Consider the following 15,966-nt stretch of genomic DNA (forward strand, 5'->3'; position numbering starts at 1 on the left):
TGCTTACGCAAAACAGGTCATCAGTTCGAAAATTTTTGGGATGCGGTGGATCATGCCTTCAGAAAAGTGTCCTAACCCAATCTTTGATTGCTATATGTGCGGTCGCCCTGTATCAGGGGTGCTATCAGCAAAGAGAAACTCTACTTTGTTGATACGCCAAGCGAATCCAGATAGATCTGAACGCAAGAGCAATGAGTTCAATGCGCTTTACGTGTTGACACTCTTATCATTTGCCTGGTTTATTTTCTGAGTATTTATAAACTCCATCCAAACTCGTGAAATCACCAGGCTCCTTGCCGAGAATGTAAGGAAATATCGCTTCTGACCAGTCACTTTCCCAGTCAGGGGAGGTCTTAAAATTTGCTAATTCACAACAAAGCAGGAATATCTTTTTACTGATTTCAAGCTTTTCAGAGGTGTTTTTATTTCTAACTTCGCATGTAATATTCTGACCAATACGACGAATAGTAATCACTCCTTCTTTCCAGGATGGAGGAGTAGATCTAGCAACTTCTTGCATCATAGTAGTGAATAATTTCAGATAATCTGTAAAATTACTATTCCTTTTGCTCATTGCCAGGCTCTTGTAGTTTGGGTAGCTAAGTAGATCAGGCCTGATCGCGTAAACCTAATCAATCTCAAAGGGTGGAACAAATCTGCAGGTGTTTCTGTAGATAGGCTTCAAGGCGAATTCTTGCCGTATTGCTTTATAAACTGGGCTCGTTTTAAAAATTGGCCTAACTGACCCATAGGTTTTTGTTTTCGCTGTTCTACATTTCGCTCTTCAAGTTCAGTAACGGTAAGTAACTCACCTAATTCTTCTGAGTAAGTGTAAACCCCTGCATTCAAATCATCTGCAAGGGCCGCTAAAAGCTCTTTAAAGGAAGGAGCGATAACCTCTTCAGCTCCAACCTCATGCCACATCGTAATGATTTGGCCCAATTGACCGTCAGGGGGGGGATCGAGATCCAAACAACAGTGATCACCGCCTCTATTGCCCAATAAGGGAATCCACTTTATGTTCCACCAATCTATTTTGATGGGACCTTTAGGTTCGCTTTCAAACTCTAGAAATTCTCCACCCTCAAGTAGATCTCTCCAGCAATCCCACTGCTCAAAGATCGAGGATAAAGAATAGAACTCTGGCCAATTGTCGATAAATCCTTGTGAGCCACTCATGCCATTGTGAATTCGGTAGGAGGCACGCACATCTGCTGGAAATTGGATTCCTAGCAGTTTTTCTGTGTGCTTAATTTCCTCTTCCGAAGCGCCAGGTTGCAGACAAGAAATGAGGTTTGGGGCATGGATGGAAAAACCTTGATGAATTCGATCCCAAATCTCTTGCATTTTTTCAGAAGATGCCTTTTCTCGCGCTGGATCGCATTAACTTAGCTTTTCTCCTCCTAATCCGCTAGTGCTGATTGGCGCAAATCCAGAGCATGGAAGAGTCTCAGAACATCACAGTGTCACTCGGTTAAAACGAAGGTCATCACTATCTCTTCTAGACTATTGACGAGACAGGCTGCGATTGTTAGCCATAGAACTGGACTACGCTTTGGGGTGAGCCAGACCTCTTATCTAGGAAGAATGCTAGAGTTGTCATACAACCTTATGACATCTGTGCCATGCGCATTAACGCCCGACTTGATGATGAATATGCCTTCAAACTGAATTACCTTCAGCGGCAGACCGAAAAAAGTGTCACAGAAATCATTAAATTGGCGCTAGATGCTTATTACCAAGAATATGCTCAGCAGCATCCCATCGATCTCTTAACTGAAAGTGGATTTATTGGCTGTGGAGAGGCCGAAAGTAACCTATCGACCCATTACAAATTGGACTATGCCGATAGCCTAGAAGAGAAATATGGCCTAACCCAGTGATTATAGTTGATACAGGATTTTGGCTAGCTTTAGCCAACCGGCAAGACCGTTACCACTCCCAAGCGATTCAAGCATTAACCCAAATTCAAGAACCCCTGATTACAACTTGGCCTGTCGTCACCGAAACCTGCCATTTTCTTTTAAAGCGTTTGGGAACCTCTGCTCAAGAACGATTTATTCTCAACCTATCCCAAGAAGCATTTATCATTTTTGAGCTAACCCTTGCCCGTAGCACACGAATACACGAACTTATTGGCCAATATCGAAATTTGCCTATGGACCTAGCAGATGCCTCTCTTGTGATTTTGGCAGAGCATCTTGGACATGGCCGAATTTTGTCCGTCGATGAGCGTGACTTCAACACCTATCGCTGGAAAAATACACACCCTTTTGAAAACCTAATGCTCAGCACGACCTAAAAGCCCGACACAGCTTCAAACCAATTTTCTCTGTGATTTTTCGCATTTCTTCGTCTTTATTTCAATTCCCCATATTTAGGACTCCACCACCGTCCTTTACTTTGAAAATAGACCGCATTCTTATGCTTCTTATCAGATCTGGCTTTGGGATCTGAGCATCGGAGCATTTGCTTAACTTGCCCATCCTTTTGGTACTGGTAAATCTCCATTTTCTGTTGACAAGCCGGACAAGGATAATCCGTGAGTTCTGGTGACGGCGCAGGTTGATCCGATTTTGCCTGGGGGACTTGCCAATTCTTATCCCGATCGGACCAGAACATCACTAGACCTCGGCTATCGTCGGCTGTGCAGCCGTTTTCGCATTTGAGGAAATACTTCTTCTTCACCTTTTTGCTGGGCACCTTGGACATTGGTTGACTGCAACCTGGACATTTGGTTCTAGACTTCTGTAAAACCTTGCTCCCATAGTTGCCGGTCGGCTCAGGTAACTCTTTCAATGCCTTCGCCAAGGCTGGGGCAAAATAACTGCGGTTCCAGTCGATCAGATAGTTTTGCCACTCCTGATGCCCTTGTGCGATCGCATCCAGTGAACTCTCCATCTGGGCCGTAAACTCAGCCTCCAATAGTTCCGGTAAAGCGCCACCCATAAATTGATCCACCTCCATACCGATCTGGGTAGGCTGGAGTTTACCTTTGATCAGATCGACATAGCCCCGAGCCTTGATGGTCTTGATCGTGGGGGCATAGGTGGATGGTCGACCAATGCCCTTTTTCTCCATCAGTTGGACCAGCTTCGGTTCACTATAGCGAGCGGGGGGTTGGGTTTGCTTCTGCTGGGAATCGGCCTGGACCAGGGTGAGAGACTGTTGGGGCTGTAGGGTGGGCAATTCCGTATCGGCTTTAATATCTTTCCAGTATTTCGAGTAACCCTTGAACTCAACGAGATTGCCCTTGGCCTTCCACTGAACCTCGCCAGACTGGCTAATAACGATGGTTTTACGAATTTGAGCAGGTTTGCACTGGGAGGCTAAGGCCCGAGTCCAAATCAACACGTATAGCTTGAACTGATCCTCCGGCAGGGATTTCTTTAGTTCTGCGGAGGGTTTGAAAATATCCGTTGGGCGGATGGCCTCATGGCCTTCCTGGGTCTGCTTACTCCCTTTCTGCTTGGCAACTTTTTTAGGGACATTGTCCGCATCGTTTTGCTCTAGCCATTTTTTGGCAGCAGCACAGTAGTCTGGGGATAAAATCACTGAATCCGTGCGCATATAGGTGATCAGCCCCGCTTCATAGAGCTTTTGGGCCACCTGCATGGTTTGCTCGGGGCTGAACTTGAGACGTGAGCCAGCGGCTTGTTGGAGAGCAGAGGTGGTGAAGGGGGCGGGGGGCTTTTTGGGGGTGATTTTCCCTTCGATGGAGAGGATATGGTGGGAATTATTTTGGGCAATTTCAACTAAGGTATCGGCTGCCGCCTGGGAGGTGACTCGGGTCGATTCTTCGGTTTTAGCGTCTGAACCCGCATCCTCAATGGTGGTTTCGTCTGGCTCGTTCCCTGTGGCATTGCCGTGATAAAACGCTTTGAACCCTTCGGCATACTCCACAAATACCGACCAATAGTCTTGGGGCACAAACACTTGGATCTCGCGTTCGCGCTGACAAATCAGGTGAAGGGTCGCCGACTGGACTCTGCCGACGGACTTTGCACCATTGTTTAATCGCCAGACTAACGGCGATCCCCGATAACCCACGAGTTTATCAAGGCAATCTCGACAGCGACCTGCTTCCACCAAATCCATATCTAAGGATTTGGGATGAGCAATGGCCCGCTGCACAGCACGTTCTGTAATTTCCTGATAGACCACCCGCTTCGGCTTTTTAATCCCCAGCACTTGGGCAATATGCCACCCAATCACCTCTCCCTCTCGGTCCGGGTCACTGGCAATAAAAATCTCGTCGGCCTGTTTAGCGGCGGTTTTCAGATCGGCGATGGTCTTTTTGGCTCGGTCATCTCGCGGTTCATAGCTACAGGTGATCTGACCATTTTTTGCTTCAAATCCTAAGTTGCCTGTGCCCGTATTGGCAAGCTGCCGAATATGGCCGACGGAGGCCCGCACTTGCCAGCCTGATCCGAGAATCGATCTCAGCTTCTTGATTTTTCCCGGGGATTCGACGATTAGCAGGCGAGACATGTTTGATGTTCTGGGATGTTTGAATGACGGTGACCTAAATGGGCGGGGATTGGTTTACCCTCAGCTTATGAGGAGATTATAGTACATTTGTTTTTATAGGTGGAATAAGAGTGCGATCTCAAATCTGATCTGAGAGAGGGATAGCTGAGGACTCTCTTCACTCGGGAATCCTAAGAGAAGTCAGCCATTCCTCTATCCCAATTATTCGTCGATGAATCTCAATATTCGGTTGGTCGGCTCCGAAGAAATGGAGCAGGTCCTCGATATCCAGCGGCAAGCGATTCAAAACCTATGCAGTAAAGATTACAACCCACATCAAGTCGACGCGATTGTTAGATCTCAACATAAATGGCGGGGGACCTATGAGCGCATTTATGTGGCAGAGAAAGATCAAGCACTGGTTGGATTTATTGCCGTCAGCCCTTGTAAAACGAATATTGCGGGGCTCTATGTTCATCCAGATCACACCCGTCAAGGGATTGCCACACAGCTATTGCAGTATTTTGAACGTCTCGCCATTGAGAACAAGCGCCATCGAATCTGGGTGACGTCTTCCCTAACAGCTGTGGCCCTCTATCAGAGTCAGGGATATGTCGGGGTGGGGAAAACCAAAATTAATGCCTTGGGGATTTCAATTCCCTGTTTATTCATGGAGAAATACACCAGTGTTCCCCCTCCCCAATATCCATTGGGTATACCTCTCGCAGTACTGTGGGTTGCTGTACTATTGGTCGGCATTATTTTGCTGCTGCTACGATAGTCGGGTGCCTCAGCGCGATTGATCTTCAACCAAACCTTCAGGGTCATAGGCTTGTGAGGATAAGCGAAAGCGCCCTTGCTCTAAGACCAATTCAGGAAGCTGCTTCATCGCAAAAGATATTATCTGGCCTGGTAAATTTTGTGAGCTGTAATGATAGGAATGCTGATAGACCAAGGAACGTTCATCAGCAACCCGTCGATTCCCATTGAGACTAAAGACCTGCTCAGGGGGGAGCCATTGTTGGTGCGTATGGGGGCGTCGGTACTCAAAGGTATAAATATCTGGGTTCCATATCTGTTCTAATGTTTGCCGATCGATTAACCGATAAGGCACGTGATTGCCAGCCCCGGCTTTTTCAAAAAAGAGCTGCTGATCGACCACCAGGGCAACATGATCCAAATAGGTTCGGATGTCATTCTGATGATGCACCAGAACAATATCTCCCGTTTGGGGGGTAGACTGAATCTTCATTGATCGCTGACGCAATACTTTCAGCATTGGGTGACTATCTGTCACAAATAAAGTGGGTGCTGACGGGTTCTCTTGCTTAGCCAAGCGCAGGATTTCGTAGAGTGTGCCCCAGCAGTTGGCTGCAAGCTTAGTCTGAATGGCTGGAGGTCTGCGGGTGGCAACGTTTTGTTCATGGAATCGATGTCGATTCCATGCCTGCATGATCGGGGGCATAAAATCCATAAGGGTATAGTTGCGATCGCGATCGTAATCCGCCAAATTTCGCCGATGATGCCAAGACGCGTAGGTGGTCACCAACTGTCGCCATTGCGGGTGGGTTAATTGACCAAATTCAAATCCAAGTGCCGCTTCCCACACCGGCAGTTTGGCATTGGCATCGCGATAGAGGTGACATGTATGAGGAATATCTTGTGCCCCCGCTAACCTGAAAGAACAGGACTCCACTGAAGTCACGGGTATCTTGCGGAACTCACTTTTTGCAGATTTTACCCACCCCATTGAGCCGAGCGCAAAGGCCAAGCATAGCTGCGCCGAAGATCGGAGACCTTTAGACCTTAACAAAGTCAGGATTGGCTTCATCCACCTGTTCGCTCTGAGCTTTTGAGTCATTATCCACTAGGGGAGTGGAAGTATCAACCAAAGGTAACAATGGTCCCACCTGCTCCTGACCACTAACAGATAAATCACTGTGGCAGAGAAAGACTTTTTCCGTCACGCGATTTAGCAAATCTAGCAAGAGTCGTCGCAACTGCGCCTGGTCATTATTCATTTCATCTTCAACGGTCAGCGGTTCCCCTGACCAATCACGCAAGCAAAAGGGCGCTCCCCAGAGAATCACCGCTCCACCCCCATGCCAAAGGGCAGATCCAGCATCCAACCAAAAGTGCCAGCGATGGACTTGACGGGCCATTCGATATTGAAAGGTCGTGGCTAACATCACCGCTCGCCGGGGTTGACCGTTGGGATTAACCGGGAACGGGTTGGCGGTTAAGGTGCCCTGTCGCAAAAGCTGAATAAATTGCCCTACGGTTTCCGGCAGGGGAGGATGCCGAGTCTGGGTTTGTCGGAGGCGCTCGTCCACTTGCCAATAATGCTGGGCCGTCTCCATTAGTTCCCGGAGAACGGAAAGCTGATCATAATTGAGGGCATGGGGAGCCAGAAATTCTTGGACGGCCCGATCCAAGATAAATACAGGATTTAAGGTGAGGTAGGGCTGGCTAGCGGTTTGGACAGAGCCTTTTTGTTGCTGGTCCAGCCAACTGAGCAGATTGTTATAAGCCGTGGTGGCCTGATGCCCTAAGCGGTCCCATCGCGGAAACGTCTCTACAGGCAGCAATTTGGGATGTTCGGGATGGGGTTGAAAGCAGTAATCAGCCAATAATCCGGCTCGAACTGGGTCGATAGTGCCCGCCGCACTCACCAAGGACGGCAACCGTTGATGGGTCAGCACCACCAGCATTTCCGCGATCTGCTCTGCATCTACTAAGCGACCTAAACCGGGATAGACCAGGGTTAACAGCGTTAACAAAGCCCGAATAATAGCAGAGCTGTTCAGAGGCCGCTGATCCTTAAGCGATTCCACGGGAATCCCTTGGGCCGTCAGGATCTCGATCAGGGTGTAGCGAGCAATCGTATCTAAACCAGGACCAATCACGGCAATTTCTTCGGGTTGAGCCTGCCCAGACTGAATGGCCTCAATAATCTGATCAGCTGTTTGACGAAGAAGCTGGGCTCTAGAACTGGTCTGTAGACAAGTTAGGGGTTCCGGTAACTCAAAGGTTTCACCGCTGACAAAGGCGACCACCTGCTGGCCCATTACTGCTCCTAAAGAAAGGGAGAAATCTTGCTGTAACGCTTGCAGTTGGCAAACGTCTTGTAGACCAGCCAAGTACGCCGGATCAGCCCCTAGCCCTAAACGAATCGCCCCATCGGGATTAAAGCTAAACACTCCCAGCTCCCCTTGATTGAGCCATATTTCAAATAAATCACGGGTAATAGCGGGATAGCTATCGACATCATCAGCAAACACCCCTTGATATCGCTGTAACAAATGGCCTTGGTAGGCAGGATCGGGTAATAAATAGCGCCAATATAAGGCGGTGAGAATACCATAGGTGAGCAAGCCCTGCTGCAAACACCAATCTCGCCAGTTCATTAGCATTTGGGCAATGGTTTCAGCTATGGCTCGGTCACACTTCAGTTCACCCAAGCCATCCTCCAGACGGCGAGGTAAATCTTCTAAGGCAATCCCCCCAAAAGCGGCCAGCTGAAGCAAGTCCAAAATCCGCCGCACCCATCGATCGGGGGACATATTTTCCAGATCTTGTAGGTCTTCCCAGGGGGCGGTTTGCCAAAACTGGGCGGCTAGCTCTTGTTCGGTTTCCGGGCGCAGGCGGAGGGGAAATTGGGCTTGCAATCCCAAAGCTTTGAGGGCCAGGGGCCAAAATAGCATTACTTCGTCTTCGAAAAAGCCCAGAGGTGTGGTGGATTGGACAATAATTTTGCCCGTAGTGGCTTGTGCGATCGCAGGCATCAATACCTGACGATTATCGGCGTTCACTGCAAACACGAGAGCCGTTTTTACGGCAGGTTGAATCTTCTCTCCCTTGGATACAGGAGACAGATTGGACCAGTCCACCAAATGCTGAATCAGCGCTGTGGTCTTACCGCTACGAACTGGACCTGAAATCCAGATAGGCACAGAAGTCACTCAGTCGGGGAGAAGCAAATTTGCTACTATACGACATACCTATTATCAGGTTATGTCCCAATTCTGGTAGGTTTTGCTTACATAACGTCTCAGGACATCATGCCCCTATGCTCCATACCCCCAGATTGCAGCAGCGAGAAAGGCAATCATGAGTTCTTCCTCTCCAAACCCATTTAGGCGCTCGCTTAAATTTGTCGAGCAGTGGTATCGGGAGACTCCCCAGCGAGCTTTAGACGGAGCCTATGAGGCAGCTCGTGCTATTGAGACCATCGAACAGAAGCACTTTCAAGGTCAGCCTGTTCCGCTCCGCATCCGTACTGAAAGTGTAATGACCAACTACTTTCAGTCCGAAGTCCAAAAGAATCTTCAATTTATTCAAACCCGCTTGCGAGAGTTTAAATCTAGCTCTCTAGTGTTAGAAGTGGCGTCCAAGCTCAAGCCCCCTAGCTTTCCCACGGCTTCCCGCGTCGAGACTCCAGACACTACTGACTTCACTGACGAGTATGACGTCACCACTGATGAGTACAGGGCGGAAATTGTCTCATCCCCCGTCGAAGCCCAAGGGGCATTAGATAAATTAGCGTTTATCGATGCCGTACTCAAACGGTATCGATCGGCCTCGATTCAGCGGGAAGCAGCGGCTGCAGCCACTAAAACCTCTAAGTCCACTGCTCAGAAATCTGGCATAGAGAGTAAGAAGACTGTTCCACAGCCCCTCCCTATCCAGTCCGCTCAAAATTCTCTATATGAATCGGAATTTATCTCAGATGATATTACTGAGGATCCCTCCAAACTAGACAGCAGTAGCTTTATTCCCCGTTCCATTCTGCGAACGGCAACCCGCTTCCGCAAAGAACTTAATCCTGATCCCGGCACTGAAGATGATATCCTCAACGACTTTCGCAACTCCAGGGTGCGGACCCGAGCAGCCGTTAGCTTTGTTTTGGGGTTAATGATTGTTCCATTGCTGACTCAGCAAGTGTCCAAAAATTTGATTGTGGGTCCATTTGTGGATCGGTTAAAAGGTCCTGAACAAATTGAAATTCGCATCAATCCTGAGATTGAAAATCAAGTCCTAGCGGAACTGGCTCGCTTTGAAGAACGACTGAAATTTGAAAGTTTGACCAGTCCCATCTCTCTTTCTCCTGCTGAGATCCAGTCCCAACTCAAAATTAAAGCGGCCGAGCTCAAAGACGAATACCAGTGGGACTTACGCCAACCCTTAAAGAATGCCATCTCGGATTTATTTTCGCTCGTTGCCTTGGCCATTTACTTTGTTCTCAATCGCCAAAAGATTGCAGTCCTCAAATCTTTCTTTGATGAAATTATTTACGGACTAAGTGACAGTGCAAAAGCCTTTATTATCATTCTATTTACGGATGTATTCGTGGGATTCCACTCGCCCCACGGCTGGGAAGTCATTGTAGAAAGTGTTCTGAGTCATTTTGGCTTGCCCCAGGACCGCAATTTTATCAATATGTTTATTGCCACCTTCCCCGTTATGTTGGACACGGTGTTTAAGTATTGGATCTTTCGATACCTTAATCAAATTTCCCCATCCGCCGTTGCCACCTACCGCAATATGAATGAGTAAGATGGTGTCCCCTCTCCTTCCTTAATCCTTTAGGTAGGCACTAATTCGCCCGGTCTTAACCGCGACCATTTACCCACTTCCTCTTTAAAGCTGGCGCATCCCACCACGTCCCATTCCATTTCAATGACTTCTGCACTATTGCGAATATTGACATTGATGGTGGGCTGCTGAGGTTCAAACGTAGGAGTATCCGTAAGGTGAGGTTGCTGATGCTGTGTTTCCACTGCATGATACGTAATGCATTGATCAACAAAATGGCAATTGACGCAAATACACACTTCTTTGCCCTCATCTAATAGCAGAATCCAGCCTCTACAGGACAACTTCCAAGTCCCTTACAGACACTCTAGCGAATTTGCCAAACATTTGGGATGCCATGTTTTTACAACTCTCCCCGTGAGGGTCTGACCATACCAAGGGGTATTCTGGCTGAGAGATTTCAAATTTTGTAAATTAGCGGACCAAGACCGTTGTGGATCAAATAGCACCATTTCCGCAGGCTGCCCTGCTTGCACCGTAGGAGGGGATTGTCCCAAACAGCGACTGGGAGATGTGCTAAGTCGTTCCCATAGCGTTAAGGGGGACCAGCGCTCGGTGGATACAAAGGTTTGCCATAGCAGAGGGAGTGCGAGTTGTAAGCCTATGGCCCCCGGTGGGGCAGCACTAAAGGCAACCGTCTTTTCTTCATAGGTATAGGCATGGTGATCTATTGCGATCGCATCGATGATGCCCGTCTCTATCCCCTGAATCAATGCTTCCTGGTCCTGAATATTGCCGACGGGGGGATCTAACCGCCAATTGACATCATAGGTATAAAGGGACTGGCTATTCCCCAACAGATGCATCCAGGTGGTACTTGCCGTGATCGGTAAACCGCGAGCTTTAGCCCCTTGAATCAGCTCAACACTGCGAGCCGTAGACACCCGCATAATGTGGACAGGGACCTGCGTCTCCGAGACGATTTCCAGCAGGGCTGCCAATACGGACGTTTCGGCCAGGGTTGGGGACTCTGAGAGTCCCAGTCTGAGCGCATCCACTCCTTCGCGAATAACGCCACTGCCTGTTAAAGCCGGATCGCAGGGCCAAAGGGCAATGGGAGAGGACTCTGCCTCTAGATACTCCAACAGTCGCCGCAGCAAGATGGAATTTTGGAGCGATCGACCATCACTAAATCCCACGACCCCGGCCTGAATCAAATCAGCATATTCAACCAACTGCTGGCCTTCTAGATTGTGCGTGATGGCACCCCAAGCTTGGACTTGGAGGGGTAAATCGACCGGAAGCTGAGCTTGCAGTCGCGCTAAACCCTCTGCATGGTCCAAGGGGGGGTGAGTATCAGGAAGGAGGGTTAATCGGGTGAAACCACCTGCGATCGCAGATGCTGTCAACGAAGCCAAGTTTTCCCGCGTTTCAAATCCAGGATCATCAGAGTGGCTATATAAGTCAACCAGACCCGGTGCCAAAATTAGACCTGAGCAATCCTGTTCTTGATCTGCAGGTGAAGCACTCACACCTGGCTCCGTTATCTCTACGATTTTGCCTGCGTTAATCAGGACATCGGCGACCCGATCGACTTCTGAAAGGGGATCTAACACTCGCACCTGTTTAAGTCGTTCTTGCACCATACCCAATCCGTCATCAATTATCCTTAGACGATTGTTGATTCAGTTTATAAAGCCCCTGCGGCTGTTTGATCTAATACCCCGCCTGCTAAATGAGTGGTGATATTCATCGCCTGCAAAATGGGATGGCCGTCTGCATCATAATCGATAACGCTTACGGCGCCATTGCCCTGCTTGAAACACCAAAAATGTTCAGGGCCTAATCCGGCAACATGGCACAGCACCACTTTGTTGATGGCGTCATGGGCGACCACTAAGCCTGTTTGTTCCGTTTGGTCTGTGGCTAACGCGTTAGCCACGATTTCATCCCAAGCGGCAATGGCTCGATCCCAGACCTGCTGTAAATTCTCACCTTCTGGCATCTGTACCGTTTCTGGAGTAGTTCGCCACCGTTCCAGTTCACCCGGATAGCGTTTCTCAATCTCGGGTTCTAAGCACCCTTCCCAGGTGCCATGACTAATTTCCCACAGGGGTTCAGACAGATCGAGCTGCACCTGAGGATGACTTTGGAGAATCAGTTCTGCCGTCTCTTTGGGCCGAGCGAGGGAGCTACTGATAGCAAAGTCAATTGGAATATCCTTGAGAAAGTCCGCGGCTTGCTGACCTTGTAAGCGACCGTTCTCATTTAGGGGAACATCAATTTGTCCCTGGAACTGACCCCGACGGTTCCACTCTGTTTCACCATGGCGCACCAGAATCAGCCGCAATCCCCGATAATGTCGCCACAACTTGGGCAGCGGTAATCCCAAGTGATCCGTTAGATTCAGGGCTTCTAGCTGAGGCTTTTGGTTCAGGCCAGGGAAGTTGAGAACACTAATATTGCAGTTGGCTTGCTGTAATCGCTGATAGCGCTCCGGGGTCAATCCTAGCGCTGTACTGAGCAAGGCTCGATTAATACCGCTATGGCCTACTAGCAAAATCGTCTGTCCCTCATGTTGAGGGAGCAGTTTTTGCCAAAGGGCTTTGGCCTGTTCGTAGAGCGCGGGAACTGGATAAAAGGATTGCGCCCCCTCGGGACCAGATAGCTCCATACAGAGCTGTTCAGGGGCTGAGTTCCAACATTGATATTGCTCAGGAAACTCTGTTTTGACCTGCTCAAACAACATCCCTTCCCATAGGGGCAGGCCAATTTCAATTAGTCCTTCTTCTACCTGAACGTTAGGGACAGCAGCATGACTTACCAGGGCATCGCGAATGGTAGCCGCCGTTTGTCCCGCTCGCTGCAACGGACTGCAATAAATTGCGTCAAAGGCAATTCCATTTAAGGTCTCACCCACTCGACGGGCATCAGCCAATCCTTGGGTGGTTAAGAAAGATTGATCGAGATGACCTTGGACTCGGCCTTCAACATTAAAGGTGCTTTCACCATGCCGAACCAATATTACGCGAGTAGCCAGGGACTTGCCCTCCAAAGAGATAACGGCTGAATCAGGATGGCGCCCACTTGATCTTCAGAGTGGTCTAAGCTGAGGCCAGGAAGATTCTAACCTGTGGTGAGGGTTGTTGGTCAGTGAATTCTCAATTCGGGTTCCTGGATCGACCCTGGCGGATGAAAGAGACAACCAAAGATTAGGATAAGAAAACTATAGATTTCAAAGACTCCACCCCCAGACTGGCGAAGGCAAAGGCTTAAATATGGCAAACGATCCACAATTCCAGCAACAACGTTATCGCCTGGTCTTAATGATCTTGACCGTAATTGTGACCTTTCTCATTGGTGTGGAACTAATGGGTAGCTGGAGCCAGCCCAAAGCCCAAAGCCAGCTCAATCTATATCAAAGTGATTTGTTGCTGCAGGCCTCAGAATGGCAACCTGTGGTTGAGGAGGGAGGGCAAACGAATCCCCTACCTAACCCGCTATTAGAAGCCGATCCGATGGCAGCGGCATTGAAAACCTATCGCCAAGTCCGGTCTTCGGTTCAAGCTGACTTAGAACGAATGGAAACAGCGGCGGCGAATGCATCGGATGACGCCGTGCCTCTGGCTCAACAGCAAAATCGCAGTCAGTTCAGAGATAGCTTAGACCTTAGAATTGGCATCCTGTTGGCCCAGTCTGATCAAGTTGAAGATGCGATCTCAGCCTGGTCTTTGCCCGTTCGTTCCCAAACAACCGATCAGCCTCAACTCGCCACGGCTTCCGTCTTAGTCGGACTGTGGAGTGATCCCCCTCAACTCTTGCCCAATGCTCAGCAATTGTTGCAGTCTCAGCTATCAGGCTGGTTTCGAGATCAAGCTCTGGAACGCCTGTACTCCCTATCCCAACGCCAAGCAGACCTCACCACCTTACAAATCAACCAACAGGTGGCGGCCAGCAATGCCCTGGTCAGGGTAGTGACGATTAATGGCCTGACCCTAGTGGGAAACGGTATCGGCGTCATGATTTTATTGGTGTGGTTGGTGCAAGCTTGGCGTCAACGGCGACCAACAAAAGAACCTCAAACACCTGCCCCCCATCCGATGCAAGATTTTCAGTCCCCCCCAGCAAATCAGGCACTGGAGCAGACTGATCAAAACCCTGACCCGCCAACCCTAGATGAATCAGACGTCTACCTATCCCAAACCGGGCTAGCCAAATCTGTGTTGTGGCCTCCTACCTTAATCTGGCAGGTCATGGTGTTATGGTTTATCGCCTTTTTTGCCGTTAGTTTGAGTATTCCGCTACTGATCTATGTCTTGGGGGTGAAACCAACCGCTTTAGGGGCGAGACCTCAGGCCTACTTGGCGTTTACTAATTATGCACTGTTAGTGGGGGTGGGGTTATCGATCTTGATTTGGTCCCTAAAAGGCTATCTCTCCTCACCGTTTCGCTGGTTTCGGATTCGGTGGCGAGGTAGCTGGTTTCTGTGGGGCATCAGTGGCTATTTTGTTGCCTTACCCCTGGTGATCATTATTGCCTTGCTTAACCAAAAGATTCTTGGCGATCAAGGGGGAGGAAATCCTTTATTAGAGCTAATTATCCAGAGCCAAGATCCGGTAACAGCGGGTCTGCTATTTATTATGGTGGCGGGTCTGGCCCCTTTCTTTGAGGAGATTTTATTTCGAGGATTTTTCCTGACCTCGTTGACCCGGTATTTACCGATGTGGGGGTCAATTGGCTTGAGTGGGATTGTGTTTGCGATCGCCCATCTCAACTTGGCTGATATCTTGCCACTGACCGTTTTGGGATGCGTGTTAGGAGTTGTCTATTCCCGTTCCCGAAACCTATTGTCTTCAATGTTGCTCCATAGCTTGTGGAACAGTGGTTCCTTCCTCAGCCTGATGATTCTAGGGAGTAGTGCAGGCTAATTTCAAGGCCAACCGTTGCAGCTTAGCAATACTGGCTGACATCCTCCCCACATTGGTCAGCGAGAAAAACTAATGCCTTAAAGCGCAGCTCGACAAACTCGTCGTAAGCTGGATTGAGCTTGCACATGGGCGGAATGTGACAGAGTTGATGGCCCAAGAACATCACATCTCGCTCAAAAGGACATTGAGCAGGGATCAGCTGGCAAATGCGGTGAGCGACCTGGGGATTTTCAAGATCTAAGGTCGAAAAATACCAGCGAACGATCTTCTTACAAAAGGCTTTAAGCGGATGGATGGGGGAAGGACCAGGGGGAGCATTCAGGGCAGCAGATTGCATTTTATTATCCAAAAGAAATCAAGTGATAGATGGAGAACTTAGAAATACACACTTTAGAAGTTGCTATTTTGAGCTTCGATGGAAAAGTAGTAACCAAACGCACAGGCGATAACCCAAACACCCAGAATTTGAGAAATGATAGTTTCTAACATCAGAACGGACTCCTTGCTCTAGGCAGTGGTTTGAGAAAGATTAGGAGAGGCTGCTTAAGGACCTTGCGGTCTGTACTCTTTGAATACTGTTATTATGTTCAACTTGCTCTGAAAATCCTTGAGGATAATCACGGAAGTTTCACAGAAAGATCCAGCAAATTTTAGCGAGGAATTGCGTAGATGTCCGCAGATAACGTGAGGGTCTCCGTATAATTATGGAATTCCCTCTCTAAAGGGGCATAAATCCCGAAGGATGGCGGGAAAACACTGAGAGAAACAGGGGCGCAATGGCTGTAATTTCTCTGCTCTATTGGATATATCGTTGCAGGCAGCAGATATTATGACAGTTTGCCCTTTTTTAAATATTTTCTTTATATTAGGGGGTTGACGCGAGATCTTGCCTGATTGTTCTGCGGATCGAGGCAGTGCCCGCAGAGCGAGATAGAAGGCACTGCTCTCTTAAGGAGTGATTGCTAGGATGTATTTGCAGTATAAGTTTCAGTCTAATGCAATGCATCTATTGTCAAAGCGAGAACGTGGTCAA

General features: G+C 48.7%; 14 protein-coding genes. 5 read left to right on the top strand and 9 right to left on the bottom strand.

Annotation, left to right across the window (positions count from 1 at the left end):
• Positions 1-226: 226 nt before the first annotated feature.
• Both Q0991_RS00340 and Q0991_RS00345 read right to left on the bottom strand, forming a co-directional pair.
• Positions 227-523: a hypothetical protein gene (locus Q0991_RS00340; RefSeq protein ID WP_299484511.1), complete on the bottom strand. Its 297-nt coding sequence runs from the start codon at positions 521-523 to the stop codon at positions 227-229.
• A gap of 158 nt (positions 524-681) precedes the next feature.
• Positions 682-1,347: an SMI1/KNR4 family protein gene (locus Q0991_RS00345; RefSeq protein ID WP_299484512.1), complete on the bottom strand. Its 666-nt coding sequence runs from the start codon at positions 1,345-1,347 to the stop codon at positions 682-684.
• A gap of 278 nt (positions 1,348-1,625) precedes the next feature.
• Between Q0991_RS00345 and Q0991_RS00350 the strand changes: the two genes are divergently transcribed.
• A complete protein-coding gene (locus tag Q0991_RS00350) occupies positions 1,626-1,883 on the top strand; it encodes a ribbon-helix-helix domain-containing protein (RefSeq protein ID WP_012165060.1) in 258 nt (85 codons plus the stop codon).
• Positions 1,880-2,302 (top strand): PIN domain-containing protein, encoded by a 423-nt coding sequence (locus Q0991_RS00355; RefSeq protein ID WP_299484513.1) that lies wholly within the window; start codon positions 1,880-1,882, stop codon positions 2,300-2,302. The genes Q0991_RS00350 and Q0991_RS00355 overlap by 4 nt, the downstream gene beginning before the upstream one ends.
• A 56-nt stretch (positions 2,303-2,358) precedes the next feature.
• On the opposite strand, the gene topA is transcribed toward Q0991_RS00355, so the two are convergent.
• Complete coding sequence (gene topA / locus Q0991_RS00360) at positions 2,359-4,491, bottom strand: type I DNA topoisomerase (protein ID WP_299484514.1); 2,133 nt, start codon at positions 4,489-4,491, stop codon at positions 2,359-2,361.
• A 211-nt stretch (positions 4,492-4,702) separates the two neighbouring features.
• Between topA and Q0991_RS00365 the strand changes: the two genes are divergently transcribed.
• Positions 4,703-5,251 (top strand): GNAT family N-acetyltransferase, encoded by a 549-nt coding sequence (locus tag Q0991_RS00365; RefSeq protein WP_299484515.1) that lies wholly within the window; start codon positions 4,703-4,705, stop codon positions 5,249-5,251.
• A 9-nt stretch (positions 5,252-5,260) separates the two neighbouring features.
• Here Q0991_RS00365 and Q0991_RS00370 read toward each other — a convergent pair whose 3' ends face one another.
• Positions 5,261-6,175: a hypothetical protein gene (locus Q0991_RS00370; RefSeq protein ID WP_299484516.1), complete on the bottom strand. Its 915-nt coding sequence runs from the start codon at positions 6,173-6,175 to the stop codon at positions 5,261-5,263.
• A gap of 94 nt (positions 6,176-6,269) precedes the next feature.
• Positions 6,270-8,432, bottom strand: coding sequence for a recombinase family protein (locus Q0991_RS00375; protein ID WP_299484517.1), 2,163 nt, complete (start codon positions 8,430-8,432; stop codon positions 6,270-6,272).
• A gap of 148 nt (positions 8,433-8,580) precedes the next feature.
• On the opposite strand from Q0991_RS00375, the gene pxcA reads away from it, so the two are divergent.
• Entirely contained in the window at positions 8,581-10,026 is a 1,446-nt protein-coding gene (gene pxcA / locus Q0991_RS00380; protein WP_299484518.1) for a proton extrusion protein PcxA, read from the top strand.
• A 29-nt stretch (positions 10,027-10,055) separates the two neighbouring features.
• On the opposite strand, the gene Q0991_RS00385 is transcribed toward pxcA, so the two are convergent.
• From Q0991_RS00385 to Q0991_RS00395, 3 genes are read right to left on the bottom strand one after another with little or no spacing between them, the layout of a single operon-like run.
• Positions 10,056-10,304: a Ycf34 family protein gene (locus Q0991_RS00385; RefSeq protein WP_299484522.1), complete on the bottom strand. Its 249-nt coding sequence runs from the start codon at positions 10,302-10,304 to the stop codon at positions 10,056-10,058.
• A gap of 57 nt (positions 10,305-10,361) precedes the next feature.
• Positions 10,362-11,651, bottom strand: coding sequence for a dihydroorotase (locus Q0991_RS00390; protein WP_299484519.1), 1,290 nt, complete (start codon positions 11,649-11,651; stop codon positions 10,362-10,364).
• Positions 11,652-11,695: 44 nt separating this feature from the next.
• Entirely contained in the window at positions 11,696-13,060 is a 1,365-nt protein-coding gene (locus Q0991_RS00395) for a histidine phosphatase family protein (protein WP_366524859.1), read from the bottom strand.
• Between the two features lie 223 nt (positions 13,061-13,283).
• Here Q0991_RS00395 and Q0991_RS00400 point away from each other — a divergent pair, with 223 nt between their 5' ends.
• Positions 13,284-14,933 carry a CPBP family intramembrane glutamic endopeptidase gene (locus Q0991_RS00400; RefSeq protein ID WP_299484520.1) on the top strand — a complete coding sequence of 550 codons (1,650 nt, stop codon included), beginning with the start codon at positions 13,284-13,286 and terminating at the stop codon, positions 14,931-14,933.
• Positions 14,934-14,955: 22 nt separating this feature from the next.
• On the opposite strand, the gene Q0991_RS00405 is transcribed toward Q0991_RS00400, so the two are convergent.
• Positions 14,956-15,270 (bottom strand): Mo-dependent nitrogenase C-terminal domain-containing protein, encoded by a 315-nt coding sequence (locus Q0991_RS00405; protein ID WP_299484521.1) that lies wholly within the window; start codon positions 15,268-15,270, stop codon positions 14,956-14,958.
• Positions 15,271-15,966 lie beyond the last annotated feature (696 nt).

The sequence above is a fragment of the Acaryochloris sp. IP29b_bin.137 genome (genome assembly GCF_028285745.1).
Taxonomy (GTDB): domain Bacteria; phylum Cyanobacteriota; class Cyanobacteriia; order Thermosynechococcales; family Thermosynechococcaceae; genus Acaryochloris.